Below are 13239 nucleotides of genomic sequence, written 5' to 3'. Positions count from 1 at the left end.
GATGACGCAGCCGCCGCCCGGACCGTCCGAGCCCCAGGGGCAGTTCGGACCGCCGCCCCCGCTCGCGGGCCCGCCCGGGAGCGGATTCGGGCCGCCGCAGGCCGGGTTCGGGCCGCCGGTGCCGCCGCCTCCGGGAGGCTTCGGGCCGCCCGCGCCCCCTTCCCCGCCCCCGCCGAAGGCCCGCCGCCGCACGGCCGTCGTGATCGCGTCGGTGGCCGCGCTCGCCCTCGTCGCCGGGGGCGGGGCCTGGTACGTCGCCGCCCGCGACGGCGGCGGCTCCGACGACGGCGGGGGCAAGGGCGGCTCCAAGAAGCCGGGGCCCGCGTACGCGCGGCCGAAGGAGGCCGTGCCCGCCGATCCGAGGGCGACCTTCCACGGCGGGGCACCGGTGCCGAAGCTGCCCGAGAAGGAGAGCACCTGGCCGGTGAAGGGCTCCTGGCTCACGGACGAGGTGTACGTGAAGTCGTCCGTCGCGAAGATAACGGGGCTCGACGCGGCCACGGGCAAGACGCGGTGGACGCTGCCCAAGCCCGGCCAGTCCTGCGGCGGTTCGCCGGAGGTCGGCGCGGGCGGGATCGCCGTGGTGGTGTTCGCGCCCGCCGCGCACGACAAGAAGGGGTTCCGCGCGACCTGCACCCAGGTCATGGCCTTCAAGGTCGCGACCGGCGAGAAGCTGTGGACGAAGTCCGTCCGTACCGGCTACCAGACGGAGCGGACCGCCTTCAACCAGGTCGCGATCAGCGGGCGGACGGCCGCCGTCGGCGGTCTGTACGGCGGGGCCGCGTTCGACCTGCGCACCGGCGAGGTGCGGTGGAAGCCCCGGTCCGGCGACACCTGCCGCGACGTCGGGTACGGCGGCGGCGCGCGCCTCGTCGCGATCCGCACCTGCGGCGAATACGGCGCGGAGAAGTACACGGTGCAGGACATCGACCCCACGTCCGGGAAGCCGCGCTGGAGTCACAAGCTGCCCGGGGGCGTGAAGAACCTCAACGTCATCTCCACCGACCCCGTGGTCGTCGGCCTCGACTCCGGCGAGATCACCGGGCAGGGCGCGAGCGACGTCTTCGCCCTCGACGGCCGCGGCAGGCTGCGCTCGAAGATCGCGCTGCCGGAGCGCAGGTATCTGCACGACTGCGGCGACACCAGCGTCGTCAACGACTGCCGGGGCCTCGTCGTCGGCAACGACCGGCTGTACGCCCCGACCGCGCGCCGCGACGCCAAGGACGGGATCTCGTCCACGAACGACATCGTCGCCTTCTCCCTGGCCACCGGCAGGACGACCGGGCCGCGCGGCAACACCGACAGCCAGGGGCCGACGTTCCCGTTCCGCATGGACGGCGGGAACGTGCTCGCGTACCGGGACGCGCTGGGCGTCCAGGTGGTGGCGCTCGACGGCCGGACCCTGAAGGAGAGGAAGCTCCTCATCTCCACCAAGGGGCCCAGCGGACTCGTCCCGGTCGAGTCGGAGCTGCACTTCGTCGACGGCAGGCTGTACATGAGCACCGACCTGGTCTCCAAGTCCAGTACGAAGGGGCCCGCGCGGTTCATGATGTACGTCTTCGCCCGCAAGGACCAGAAGGATCAGAAGGGCCGGCAGGACCAGCAGGGCGGGAAGGGCTAGCCGTCCAGGAACTGCGAGCAGCGGTACGGGCCGAAGCGGCGCTCGCCGTTGTCGAGGGTGACCTGGACGTCGTCGGGGCGGATGCGGCGGGCCTCGTCCTTCGACGACAGGTACGAGTGGGCGCGGGCCAGGGTGCAGACGAGCTGGCCGTTGGGCAGCCGGTCCCGGTCGGAGTCGAAGAAGGCGCCCGGCGAGCGGTAGGTGACCCGGTCGCCCCGCGCGGTCACGTCGATCTCGCCGATCTCCACGAGGTTGGTCAGACCGGCCTCCCGCTCGGCCTTGTTGGGCCCCTCGCCGAGCATCTTGATGACGCCGGGGAGGTCCCTGAGCCCCGAGTCGGGGCGGGAGACGCCGCGCAGGCCCGTGCCGTCCACGTAGTAGAGCCGCAGCCCCCGGGTGAGTCCTGTGGCCGGGTCCGCGCCGGTCACCACGCCGGTGGGGCGCACCCCGCAGGCCGTGAGGGCGGCGGCGAGGGCGAGGGTCAGGGCGAGCGTGACCACGCGTACGGGGGTCACCGGGGCTCGCCTTCCGGGCCCGCCGCCGGACGCAGGGGCAGGCGCAGGGTGAAGACCGCGCCCGGCCCTTCGGGGCGGTTCGCGGCCTCGACGGTGCCGCCGTGAAGGCGGGCGTTCTCCAGGGCGATGGCCGTGCCGAGGCCGCTGCCCTCGGAGCGGGTGCGGGCCGCGTCGGCCTTGTAGAAGCGGTCGAAGACGTGCGCGACGACGTCCGGGGCGAGTCCGGGCCCGTGGTCGCTGACGGTGACCGTGGCGAGGCCGTCGCCGGTGGTGAGCCGTACGGTCACGGGCGGGGCGCCGTGCCGCAGCGCGTTCCCGACGAGGTTCGCCAGGGTCACGTCGATCCTCCGTACGTCGATCAAGGCGGGCGCGGAGTCCGGGAGTTCGGTCCTCACCCGGTCGGTCCAGGCGCGCAGGCCGAGGGACGAGCGGACGGTGGCGGCCAGGTCCGCCTCCGTCAGGTGCAGCCGGGCGACCCCGGCGTCGAAGCGGGACATCTCCATCAGGTCGTCGACCAGGCGGGTCAGCTTCGCCGTCTCGGCGCTGACGGTGCGGGCCGCGTGCGCGGCGTCGGGTGTGAGCCGGTCGGCGTCCTCGTCGAGGACGGTCGCCACCATGGTCATGGCGGCGAGCGGGGTGCGCAGCTCGTGCGACACGTCGGCGACGAACCGCCGGGCCTTCGCCTCCTGCTCCCGGGCCCTGGCCTCCTGCTCGCGCGCTTTCGCCTCCTGGTCGCGCAGTTCGGCGACCGTGGTCTGGAGCGCGTCGGCGGTGGTGTTGAAGTCCCTTGCCAGATCGGCGAGTTCGTCGCGGCCGCGGGGTTCGACACGGGTGCCGAGGTCGCCCTCGGCGAGGCGGCGCGTGGCCCGGCCCAGGTCCCGCACCGGGCGCAGCACCGTACGGGCGGCGAGCAGCGCGAGCACGGCGGTGAGGACGAGGACGGGCAGAAGGCCGTCGCGCACCGAGGTCAGCAGGGCGGCGATGTCCCGCTCCTCGGCGCGCAGCGGCGTGACGGCGAAGACCTCCAGGCGCGAGGGGCGGCCGCCCTCGTAGGTGACGGGCGTGCCGACCACCAGGTACGGCGTGCCGTCGCGCGTGACCCGCTGGAAGCTCATCCGACCGGAGACGCGGACGTCGGCCCGCAGCTCCGCCGTGACGCGGGGGTCGTCCGGCGATCCGTCCGACGCCGCCTTGAGGTTCTCGTACCGGGCCACGACCAGGGGCGCGCCGGTGAGCCCGGAGGACACCGAGCGCGCGAGGGCGGCGAGCGAGCGCGGGTCGGGCGGCACGTCGACGTCGGGCGCGAGCGCGGCGACGCGGGTGCGGAGGTCCTCCTGCGCGGCTTCCTGGGTGCGGCTCAGGACGGCCGTGCGGGCGTCGCGGTAGGCGAGGGCGGTGGCGGTGCCGGTGCCGATGAGGGCGACGAGCACGAAGGTGACGACGAGGCGGGCGCGAAGGCCGCGCGGGACGCGCGAGCCCCGCGGCTTTCCGGAGCGGCGGCCGGGCTGCCTCACGGCGGGCCGGACGGGTCGCCTCGCCGCGGGCCGGACGGGTCGCCTCACAGCGGGCCGGACGGGTCGCCTCACAGCGGGCCGAACCGGTAGCCGAAGCCGCGGACCGTCTGCACGTAGCGCGGCCGTGACGCCACGTCCTCGATCTTCGCGCGCAGCCGGCCGACGGCGGCGTCCACGATCCGGGAGTCCCCGAGGAAGTCGTGGTCCCACACGCTGCGCAGCAGCTGCTCGCGGCTGAAGACCTGGCCGGGCGACGCGGAGAGCTCCAGGAGGAGGCGCAGCTCGGTGGGCGGGAGCGCGAGGGGCGTGCCGTTCTTGGTGACGGTCAGGCCCGCCCGGTCGACGACCAGGCCCGCGTACGCGTCCCGGGCGGCGACCGGCGTCGCGCGGCGCAGGGCCGCGCGGATGCGGGCCTCCAGGACGGGCGCGGTGACGGGCTTGACCACGTAGTCGTCGGCGCCCGCCTCCAGGCCCAGGACGACGTCCGTGTCGTCGCCGCGCGCGGTCAGCATGATCACGGGGAGCGTCGAGTGGGACGTACGGGAGCGCACGCGGCGGCACACCTCGAAGCCGTCGAGCCCGGGGAGCATCAGGTCGAGCACGGCGATGTCGACCGCCTTCCCCTCGGGGGCGTCGAGCAGGGCGAGGGCGGCCTCACCGGTGGAGGCGACGGACACCTCGTAGCCGTGGCGGCGCAGCACCAGCTCCATCCCGTCGCGTACGGAGGCGTCGTCCTCGATCAGCAGCACATGCGGCATGCGCTCGATTATGGGCGAGGGCCCGGCCTTTCCAAGCTGGTCAGAGGGGTCGGACGGGGCCCGCCCGCACATTGTTACGTGCTCATCATGTGGCCATGGAGGGACCATCATGCGGCCGCCGGACGGTGGGGCGCATGACCACCACCTCACGCAGGGCGCCGCTCTCCGGCGCGCCCCGGATCCGTCTCGTCGCGCTCGCCGCGGCTCCCCTGCTCGCGCTCGCCGTCGGCTGCGGCGGCGGGGACGACGGGGGCGGCAAGGACGACCAGGTCGCCTCCGTGCCCGAGAAGTCCGGCAAGAAGTCCGACGGCTCCGGTGGCAAGGCCGCGGGCTCCGCCGACAAGACGGGCAAGAGCGCCTTCTTCGACGCGCAGATGACGTACGTCCGCTGCATGCGCACCAAGGCGGGCCTCAAGGACTACCCCGACCCCAAGCTCAGCGGCCACCTCGACTTCCCCGCGATCGAGAAGCTCGTCGACCCGAACGGCGGCGGCGAGGAGTACAAGGGCGGCAAGAACGGCGTCTGCAAGGACGAGTTGCTCGCGGCGATGAACGCGGAGCCCAAGCGCGACCAGCAGCGGGACTACGAGTCGATGCTCGCGCACGCCAAGTGCATGCGGGACAAGGGCGTCTCGCTGTTCCGCAACCCGACGATGGCCGACGGCAACGCGCAGCCCGGCGGCGAGCCCGACCCCGCCTCGCCGAGGATCGACACGGAATCCCCGCTCTACAAGCAGGCGCGGGAGGCCTGCGCGGCCAAGCTGCTCGACGGCCTGGACGGGATGCAGTGAGACGCCGCACGGGCTTGACGGCGGCCGTCGGCGCGGCGGCCGCCGGGGCCGTCGCGGTGGGCGCGTTCGCGTGGGGCGGCGGGTCGCGGGACGGGGTCAGGGACGAGGGCGGCGCCCCGCCCGCGACGGCCGAGGTCGTCCGCACCGACCTGGTGCTCAGCAAGACCGTGGACGGCACGGTGGACTTCGCCGGGCGCAGGCCCGTGAAGTCGGCGGTGGAGGGCACGGTGACCGTGGCCGCGCGCGAGGGCGCGACGGTGCGGCAGGGCCAGGCCCTGTACGAGCTGGACGACAAGCCGGTGACCCTGCTGTACGGGCCGGTGCCGGCGTTCCGCGAGATGAGGAAGGGCGACCGGGGCACGGACGTCCTCCAACTGGAGCGCAACCTCCGGGACTTGGGCCACGGCGCCGGTCTCTTCGTCGACGCGCGGTACGACGCCGCGACCGCGGCCGCCGTCAAGCGGTGGCAGAAGTCCCTCAACCGCACCCCGACCGGCCGGGTCGGCAAGGGTCACGTGGTGTTCCAGGGCGGCCCGGTCAAGGTGGTGGCGGCGGACGCCGCGCTCGGCGACCAGGTCGGCCCCGACGGGCCCGTGCTCACCGCCGCCTCGCCGAGGCCCGTGGTGCGGGCCGGTCTCGACCAGGGCGACAGCTCCCTTGCCGCCCGCGGCACCAAGGCGGAGATCCGCCTCGCCGACGGCGAGAAGGTGCGGGGGAAGGTGACCGGGACCGTGCGCCCCGAGGGCTCCGACGAGGAGTCGGGCGGCGACGGCATCACCGTGGAGATCGCGCTCGACGGCAGCGCCTCCGCCCTCTCGGGGCAGGCGGCGCGGGCCGCCGCGAGCGTCACCTTCGTCAGCGAGAGCAGACGCGGCGTCCTCGCCGTGCCGGTCGAGGCGCTCGTCGCCCTGCGCGGCGAGAACGGCGGCTACGGCCTCCAGCTCGTGCCCGCGTCGGGACCGCCCCGCATGGTGCGCGTCGACACCGGCATGACGGCCGAAGGCCGGATCGAGGTGCGCGGCGCCGGGCTGCGCGAGGGCGTGCGGGTGGGGGTGGCGGCCCAGTGAACCGGCCCGCGCCCCACGGCGCCGCGCCCCGGGCCGCAGCGGCCGCCGCGCCCTGGGCCGAGGCGGCCGCCACGCCCGAAGCCGTGGTCGAGCTGCGCCGCGCCACCAAGGTCTACCCCGGTGGCGTCACCGCGCTGCGCGAGGTCGACCTCACCGTCCACGCGGGGGAGTTGCTCGCCGTCGTCGGCCCCTCCGGGTCCGGGAAGTCCACCGCCCTCAACCTCATCGGCACCCTGGACCGGCCCACCTCCGGGACCGTGCGCGTCGCCGGGCACGACGTGGGGGCCCTTTCCGACGCGCAGGTCGCCGCGTTGCGGGCCCGGCACATCGGGTTCGTCTTCCAGCACTTCCACCTCGCCCCCGGGCGCGGCGCCGTCGACAACGTCGCCGACGGGCTGCTGTACGCGGGCGTCCCCGCGCGGCGGCGGCGCGAAGCGGCGCGCGAGGCCCTTGAGCGGGTGCGGCTCGGGCACCGGCTCGACCACCGCCCCGGCGAGCTGTCCGGCGGCGAGAAGCAGCGCGTCGCGATCGCCCGCGCGCTCGTCGGCGCGCCCCGGCTGCTGCTCGCCGACGAGCCGACCGGCGCCCTGGACTCCGCGTCCGGGCAGATCGTGATGGATCTCCTGCGCGAGCTGAACGCGGCGGGCACGACCGTGTGCGTCATCACGCACGACCACGACATCGCGGCCGCGCTGCCGCGCCGCGTCCGCTTCCGCGACGGGCAGGTCGTCGCATGACGGCGCCCCGCCGGGACCGGCTCAAGCCCGCGCGGCTCTCCTTCGCCGACGTGCTGCGCGTCGGCTCCGTCGGCCTGCGGGCCCGGCGCGCCCGCGTCGTGCTGTCCTCGCTCGGCATCGCCATCGGCATCGCCACGATGGTGGCCGTCGTCGGCCTGTCCACGTCCAGCCGCGCCGATCTGATGCTGCGCCTCGACCGGCTCGGCACCAATCTGCTGACCGCCGAGGCGGGCAAGGACGCGAGCGGCCAGGAGGTGAAGCTGCCGAAGAGCGCCGTCGCCATGGTGGAGCGCATCGGCCCGGTGCGGCAGGCCACCGCGACGGGCGACGTCAACGCGCCCATCCGCCGCAGCGCCGCCGTACCGGAGGAACGGACGGCCGGAGTCACCACGCAGGCCGCCCGCACCGACCTCCTGTCGGCCCTCAACACCCGGATGGCGAAGGGCACTTGGCTCGACCGGGGGCGGGAGCGGCTGCCCGTGACCGTGCTCGGCCGGGTCGCCGCCGAGCGGCTCGGCATCACCGCGCCCGGCGAGAAGATCATGATGGGCGACCGGTACTTCGTGGTCGTCGGCATCCTCGCACCGGTGGAGCTCGTGCCGACGCTCGACCGGGTCGCCCTGGTCGGATTCCCGGCCGCGCAGCGGTACTTCGGCTTCGACGGCCACCCCACGACGGTCTTCGAGCGCTCCACGGACGCCTCCGTCGAGGACGTGCGCGCGGTGCTCGCCCGCACGGTGAACCCCGGCGGCCAGGGCTCCGTGACGGTCTCGCGCCCCTCCGACGCGCTGGCCGCCAAGACCGCGACCGACGAGGGCCTGACCGCCCTGATGCTCGGGCTCGGCGCGGTCGCGCTGCTCGTCGGCGGGGTCGGCGTCGCCAACACGATGGTGGTCTCGGTGCTCGAACGCCGTGCGGAGATCGGCCTGCGGCGGGCCGTCGGCGCCACGCGGGGCGCCGTCAGGGTCCAGTTCCTGACCGAGTCGCTGCTCCTGTCGGCCATCGGCGGCGCCGCGGGCGCGGGCCTCGGCGCCCTCGCCACCTACGGCTTCGCCCTCGCCCAGGGCTGGACCCCGGTCGTCCCGCCCTGGTCGCTCGCGGGCGGCCTGGCCGCGACCCTCGTCATCGGCGTCCTCGCGGGCCTGTACCCGGCCGCGCGGGCGGCGCGGCTGCATCCGACGGTTGCCCTGAACGCCACGTGACATCCGGCGCGATCGCGGTACCCATCCCGTATGGAGCCCATCGACCACACCTCGGCCCCGGTCCTGGAAGCCCTGGACGCCTACCACGACCGGGGCCGGCTCGCCTTCACTCCGCCAGGCCACAAGCAGGCCCGCGGCGCCGATCCCCAGGCGCGGCGGGTCCTGGGGGACGCCGTGTTCCGGTCCGACGTGCTCGCCGTCGGCGGCCTCGACGACCGGCGCGCGGGCGGACACGTGCTGAGCCGGGCCGAACGCCTCATGGCCGACGCCGTGCACGCCGACCACACGTACTTCACCACCTGCGGCAGCTCCCTGTCCGTGAAGGCCGCCATGCTGACGGTGGCCCACCCCGGCGACCGGCTCCTGATCGGCAGGGACGCGCACAAGTCGGTGGTCGCGGGCCTCATCCTGTGCGGCATCGACCCGGTGTGGGTGGAGCCGCAGTGGGACGCCGAGCGCTCCCTGGCGCACCCGCCGTCCGTGGCCGCGTACGAGGAAGCCTTCGACCGGCACCCGGACGCGCGCGGCGCGCTCGTCACCAGCCCCACCCCGTACGGCGGCTGCGCCGATCTGCGGGCGCTCGCGGACCTGTGCCACGCGCGCGGCCTGCCGCTCGTCGTCGACGAGGCGTGGGGCGCGCACCTGCCCTTCCACGAGGACCTGCCGTCGTGGGCGATGGACGCGGGCGCCGACATCTGCGTCACCAGCATCCACAAGATGGGCAGCGGCCTGGAGCAGGGTTCCGTCTTCCACCTCAGGGGCGACCGCGTCGACCCCGCCGAGCTGGCCTCGCGCGCCGATCTGCTCGGCACCACCAGCCCCTCCGTCCTCATCTACGCGGGCCTCGACGCCTGGCGCCGCCAGATGGTCCTGCGCGGCCACGAGCTGGTCTCCGGCGCGCTGCGCCTAGCCGCCGAGGTGCACGAGGAGATCGCGCTCATCCCGGGCCTGCGCGTGAACGGCCGCGACGACCTCACGGGCCCCGGGCTCGCCGCCGACCTCGACCCGCTGCACACCGTCATCGACGTCTCCGCGCTGGGTACGACGGGCTACCGCGCCGCCGACTGGCTGCGCGAGCACCACGCCCTCACCGTGCACATCAACGACCACCGCCGCATCGGCGCGCAGCTCACCCACGCCGACTCGCACGAGACAACCGAGCCGCTCCTCGACGCCCTGCGGGACCTGTCCGCGCACCGCGCCGAACTGGCCGACGCGCCCCGCGTGGACGTGCCCTCGCCCGCCGGGCTGCGGATGGAGCAGGTGTGCCTGCCGCGCGACGCGTACTTCGGCGACGTGGAGCCGGTGCCGCTGGAGCGGGCCGCGGGCCGCGTGGCCGCCGAGATGGCCACGCCCTACCCGCCCGGCATCCCGGCCGTGCTCCCCGGCGAACGCCTCACCGAACCGGTCCTCGCGTATCTGCGCAGCGGCCATGCGGCGGGCATGTACATCCCCGACACCGCCGACCCCGGCCTCCGGACGATCCGCGTGCTCAAGGAATGAGCCTTAGCCTTGCCGTATGCCGGACACATGTCCGACGTACGAGCTGAAGCGAAGTGCCTGGCGGCGCGACGCGGTGGAGAAAGAGGACGGAAGCCGATGCCGCGGCGGGCCCCGAGACGCACCCGCGGGCGCAGCCGCCCGCAGCCCCGAATAGCGGGGTCGCCGCCCCTGGCCGCGGGCGCGGCGGCCCCGGAGGGCGAGCGGGCGGCGCGTCCCGGACGAGGCATGGTGTCCCGGGCCCGTGCCGTGCTGCGGCGGGAGTGGCGGGACGTCGGGGTCGCCGCGTGGCGCGCGCTGCGCGCCCGGGGCGTGGCGGGCGTCGCGCTCGCCCTCTTCGGCACCCTCGCGATGATCGTGCTGCACGGCCTGGAGCAGATTCCCGAGTCCGACCGGGTCGTCCGCATGCTCGGTGAGGTCCGCGCCGACCAGCCCCTGTGGCAGTCGCTGCTGCGCACTCCCCTGTCCGTGTTCATCCCCACCCGCGAGCAGCCGCCCTGGGGCGGCATCCCCCGCCTGGTCATCGCCTTCGGCCTGGGGCAACTGCTCATCGGCTGGCGCCGCACCCTCCTGGTCGCGTACGGGGCCACGCTGGCGGGCACGCTCGGCGCCCGCGTGATGGTCGCCATCGGCCCCGGCCACTGGGCCGGGGTCCCCGAGTCCTACGCCCACGCCGTGGACACCGGCGCCTCCGCGGCCGTCGTCGGCCTCTTCACCTACCTGGCGATCCGGTTCCGGGCCCCGGTCCTGTGCCTGGCCTTCGTGCTCCCCACGGTCATCGGCTCCGTCCTCAACCCGAACCTGGCGGGACGGGAGCACCTGGTCGCGGTGGCCTTGGTCGCGACGGCGGCGGTGGCCCTGCACGGGCGGCGCGGCGCCGCGCCTTGACCGGAGGACCCGGGCGCCCCGCGGCCCGGCCCGTCAGCGGGTGCGCGTGGTGGGGCGGAGGACGGTGGCCGCGATCAGGAGTGCTGCGGCGAGGAGCGCCGCGCCGATGCCGAAGGCCAGGTGGTAGCCCGAGGTGAGGGCCTCGGGCCGGGGGCGGCCGGAGGCGAGGGCGGACTCCGTGCGGGAGGCGGCGAGGGTGGTCAGGACGGCGACGCCCAGGGCGCTGCCGATCTGCTGCGTGGTGTTGAAGAGCCCGGACGCGAGCCCCGCGTCGTCGGCGCGGGCCCCGGACATCGCGAGGGAGGTCAGCGCGGGCAGCGCGAGCCCGAAGCCCGCGGCGAGGAGCATGACGGGCAGCAGGTCCACCCAGTAGTCGGCGTGCACGGGCACCCGGGTCAGCAGGCCGAGGACGCCGAGCAGCAGCACGAGCCCGGCGAGGAGCACGTTGCGCTCGCCGAAGCGGGCGTTGAGCCGGGCGGACACCCCGAGGGACACCGCGCCGATGACCGCGGCGGCGGGCAGCATGGCCAGGCCGGTCTCGGCGGCTCCGTACCCGAGGACGTTCTGGAGGTAGAGCGCGACGAGCACCTGGAAGGAGAAGAGGGCGGCGACCATCAGCATCTGGACGACGTTGGCCCCGGTCACGGCCCGGGAGCGGAACATCCGCAGCGGAAGCAGCGGCGTCCGCGCCTTCGTCTGGCGGACGACGAAGCCGCCGAGCAGCACGACGGCGAGCGCGCCGAAGCCGAGGGTGTGCGCCGAGGTCCAGCCGTACTGCTCCACCTTCACCACGCTGTAGATCCCGGTCATCAGGCCCGCCGTCACCAGGAGCGCGCCCGTGAGGTCGGCCCCGGCGCGCAGCCCGAGCCCCCGGTCCGCGGGCAGCGCGGGCAGGGCGAGCAGGAGGGCCGCGAGGCCGATCGGCAGGTTGATGAAGAAGATCCAGTGCCAGTTCAGGGCGTCGGTGAGGACGCCGCCGAGCACCTGTCCGAGCGAGGCGCCGGCGGCCCCGGTGAAGCTGAACACGGCGATGGCACGGGCCCGTTCGCGCGGCTCGGTGAACAGCGTGATGAGGATGCCGAGGCTGACCGCCGAGCTCATGGCCCCGCCGAGGCCCTGGAGGAAGCGCGCCGCGATGAGCATCGCGGGGCTCGTGGCCGCGCCCGCGAGGACCGAGGCGAGCGTGAAGACCCCGATGCCGGTGACGAACATCCGCTTGCGGCCGATGAGGTCGCCGAGCCGCCCGGCGAGCAGGAGCAGGCTGCCGAAGGCGATGAGGTAGGCGTTCACGACCCAACTCAGCCCGGCGGGCGTGAAGTTCAGGTCCTGCTGGATGGCGGGCATCGCCACGGTCACGATGCTGCCGTCGAGGATGATCATCAGCATCCCGGTGGCGATGACCCCCAGGGCGAGGCGCCGGGAGCGGGCCTCGGGCGGGGCGGTCCCCGCCCGGTCGGCGGTCCCGGCGGTCTCGGCGGCCGGGGCCTCGGGCGATGCGGTGGCGGTCATGGCTCTCTCCTGTCTGGGGCGGCGGCCGCGCCGCGGGCGCACCCCGTCGATACGCAGGACCGTAGCAGATAGTTTTGTTGCAGACTATCTACCTCGGTCGCACACCCGCGTTCTCGGCTACCCTTGCCGCATGACCGCCATGGCACCCGCCCGCACCGAACCGGACCTCTCCTTCCTCCTGGACCACACCAGCCACGTCCTGCGTACGCAGATGGCGGCGGCGCTCGCCGAGATCGGCCTCACGGCGCGCATGCACTGCGTCCTCGTCCACGCGCTCCAGGAGGAGCGCACCCAGGCGCAGCTCGCCGAGATCGGGGACATGGACAAGACGACGATGGTCGTCACCGTGGACGCCCTGGAGAAGGCCGGGCTCGCCGAGCGCCGCCCGGCGCGCGAGGACCGCAGGGCCCGCGTCATCGCCGTCACCGACCGGGGCGCCGAGGTCGCGGCCCGCAGCCAGGAGATCGTCGACGGGGTGCACGAGCGGGCGCTCGACGCGCTCTCCAAGACCGACCGCACCGCCCTGCTGCGCGCCCTGAACCGCCTGGTCGAGGGCCACTTGGCGACCCCCGCCGAGAGCCCGCGCCCGGCCCGCAGGGCCCGTCAGCGGGCCTGAGGCCGACCTTCGCGGTCCGTCCGCCCGGTCCCGTACGGTGAAGAGGTCCCGGCACGCCGTCAGCGCGTACGGGCGACCGCACACGGACCGCATACGGAACGAACGAGGGTGGGGCCACCATGGCGCTGTTCGGAAACGCGCACACCGTCGACCCGGCGTCGGCGCAGCAGGAGTACGCGCGACTCATGGGCCACGGCGAGCAGGTGTACGCCGCGTACCGGCTGATACGCGACACGATCCTGCTCACCGACCGGCGTATGATCTTCGTCGACAAGCAGGGGATGACCGGCAAGAAGGTCGAGTACCACTCCGTGCCGTACCGGAGCATCACGCACTTCGCGGTGGAGACCGCGGGCCACTTCGACCTGGACGCCGAGCTCAAGATCTGGATATCCAGCAACCCGGTGCCGATCGAGAAGACCTTCACCAAGGGCGTCGACATCTACGAGGTGCAGGCGATCCTGACCCAGTTCGTCGCGCGCTAGGGCCCGGGCGGGCGCCCCGGGCGGGCGCCGGACGGG

The 13239-nt window shown here is 74.7% G+C and carries 13 protein-coding genes; 9 read left to right on the top strand and 4 right to left on the bottom strand.

Annotated elements, in window-relative coordinates; all coding sequences use genetic code 11:
* The first annotated feature begins 1 nt into the window (after window position 1).
* Window positions 2-1621, top strand: a complete 1620-nt coding sequence (locus CP982_RS22475; protein WP_212669196.1) for an outer membrane protein assembly factor BamB family protein — start codon at window positions 2-4, stop codon at window positions 1619-1621.
* Here CP982_RS22475 and CP982_RS22470 read toward each other — a convergent pair.
* The 3 genes from CP982_RS22470 to CP982_RS22460 all read right to left on the bottom strand — a co-directional run bounded on the left by CP982_RS22470 (window position 1618) and on the right by CP982_RS22460 (window position 4408).
* Window positions 1618-2136, bottom strand: coding sequence for a hypothetical protein (locus CP982_RS22470; RefSeq protein ID WP_229878957.1), 519 nt, complete (start codon window positions 2134-2136; stop codon window positions 1618-1620). The two genes, CP982_RS22475 and CP982_RS22470, sit on opposite strands and share 4 nt — an antisense overlap.
* On the bottom strand, window positions 2133-3650 hold the full coding sequence (locus tag CP982_RS22465; protein WP_229878956.1) for a sensor histidine kinase: 1518 nt from the start codon (window positions 3648-3650) through the stop codon (window positions 2133-2135). The genes CP982_RS22470 and CP982_RS22465 overlap by 4 nt, the downstream gene beginning before the upstream one ends.
* 68 nt (window positions 3651-3718) lie before the next feature.
* Window positions 3719-4408, bottom strand: a complete 690-nt coding sequence (locus tag CP982_RS22460) for a response regulator transcription factor (protein WP_150512167.1) — start codon at window positions 4406-4408, stop codon at window positions 3719-3721.
* Between the two features lie 134 nt (window positions 4409-4542).
* On the opposite strand from CP982_RS22460, the gene CP982_RS42580 reads away from it, so the two are divergent.
* From CP982_RS42580 to CP982_RS22435, 6 genes are all read left to right on the top strand, one after another.
* Window positions 4543-5199 (top strand): hypothetical protein, encoded by a 657-nt coding sequence (locus CP982_RS42580; RefSeq protein ID WP_229878955.1) that lies wholly within the window; start codon window positions 4543-4545, stop codon window positions 5197-5199.
* Entirely contained in the window at window positions 5196-6266 is a 1071-nt protein-coding gene (locus tag CP982_RS42575; protein ID WP_229878954.1) for a peptidoglycan-binding protein, read from the top strand. The genes CP982_RS42580 and CP982_RS42575 overlap by 4 nt, the downstream gene beginning before the upstream one ends.
* Before the next feature lie 83 nt (window positions 6267-6349).
* Window positions 6350-7003 carry an ABC transporter ATP-binding protein gene (locus CP982_RS22450; RefSeq protein WP_150515642.1) on the top strand — a complete coding sequence of 218 codons (654 nt, stop codon included), beginning with the start codon at window positions 6350-6352 and terminating at the stop codon, window positions 7001-7003.
* The gene (locus tag CP982_RS22445) at window positions 7000-8205 is read left to right on the top strand and encodes an ABC transporter permease (protein ID WP_150512166.1); all 1206 of its coding nucleotides are present in this window, start codon (window positions 7000-7002) and stop codon (window positions 8203-8205) included. Before CP982_RS22450 ends, CP982_RS22445 begins: the two co-directional genes overlap by 4 nt.
* Window positions 8206-8235: 30 nt before the next feature.
* Window positions 8236-9708, top strand: a complete 1473-nt coding sequence (locus CP982_RS22440) for an aminotransferase class I/II-fold pyridoxal phosphate-dependent enzyme (RefSeq protein WP_150512165.1) — start codon at window positions 8236-8238, stop codon at window positions 9706-9708.
* A gap of 225 nt (window positions 9709-9933) precedes the next feature.
* Entirely contained in the window at window positions 9934-10593 is a 660-nt protein-coding gene (locus CP982_RS22435; protein WP_150512164.1) for a hypothetical protein, read from the top strand.
* 33 nt (window positions 10594-10626) lie between these two features.
* On the opposite strand, the gene CP982_RS22430 is transcribed toward CP982_RS22435, so the two are convergent.
* On the bottom strand, window positions 10627-12102 hold the full coding sequence (locus tag CP982_RS22430) for an MFS transporter (protein WP_150512163.1): 1476 nt from the start codon (window positions 12100-12102) through the stop codon (window positions 10627-10629).
* A 130-nt stretch (window positions 12103-12232) separates the two neighbouring features.
* Between CP982_RS22430 and CP982_RS22425 the strand changes: the two genes are divergently transcribed.
* Window positions 12233-12718 (top strand): MarR family winged helix-turn-helix transcriptional regulator, encoded by a 486-nt coding sequence (locus CP982_RS22425; RefSeq protein WP_150512162.1) that lies wholly within the window; start codon window positions 12233-12235, stop codon window positions 12716-12718.
* Window positions 12719-12837: 119 nt separating this feature from the next.
* Window positions 12838-13203, top strand: a complete 366-nt coding sequence (locus tag CP982_RS22420) for a PH domain-containing protein (RefSeq protein ID WP_030688977.1) — start codon at window positions 12838-12840, stop codon at window positions 13201-13203.
* Window positions 13204-13239 lie beyond the last annotated feature (36 nt).

The sequence above is a fragment of the Streptomyces spectabilis genome, assembly GCF_008704795.1.
In the GTDB taxonomy this organism is placed as follows: domain Bacteria; phylum Actinomycetota; class Actinomycetes; order Streptomycetales; family Streptomycetaceae; genus Streptomyces; species Streptomyces spectabilis.
The sequence above is the reverse complement of the archived record's forward strand: the minus strand, read 5'-3'. Positions and strand labels throughout refer to the sequence as shown.

Coding starts and splice junctions, on each gene's coding strand:
- CP982_RS22475 (WP_212669196.1), top strand. CDS start 2: ATGACGCAGCCGCCGCCCGGACCGTCCGAGCCCCAGGGGCAGTTCGGA.
- CP982_RS22460 (WP_150512167.1), bottom strand. CDS start 4,408: ATGCCGCATGTGCTGCTGATCGAGGACGACGCCTCCGTACGCGACGGG.
- CP982_RS42580 (WP_229878955.1), top strand. CDS start 4,543: ATGACCACCACCTCACGCAGGGCGCCGCTCTCCGGCGCGCCCCGGATC.
- CP982_RS22445 (WP_150512166.1), top strand. CDS start 7,000: ATGACGGCGCCCCGCCGGGACCGGCTCAAGCCCGCGCGGCTCTCCTTC.
- CP982_RS22440 (WP_150512165.1), top strand. CDS start 8,236: ATGGAGCCCATCGACCACACCTCGGCCCCGGTCCTGGAAGCCCTGGAC.
- CP982_RS22435 (WP_150512164.1), top strand. CDS start 9,934: ATGGTGTCCCGGGCCCGTGCCGTGCTGCGGCGGGAGTGGCGGGACGTC.
- CP982_RS22430 (WP_150512163.1), bottom strand. CDS start 12,102: ATGACCGCCACCGCATCGCCCGAGGCCCCGGCCGCCGAGACCGCCGGG.
- CP982_RS22425 (WP_150512162.1), top strand. CDS start 12,233: ATGACCGCCATGGCACCCGCCCGCACCGAACCGGACCTCTCCTTCCTC.
- CP982_RS22420 (WP_030688977.1), top strand. CDS start 12,838: ATGGCGCTGTTCGGAAACGCGCACACCGTCGACCCGGCGTCGGCGCAG.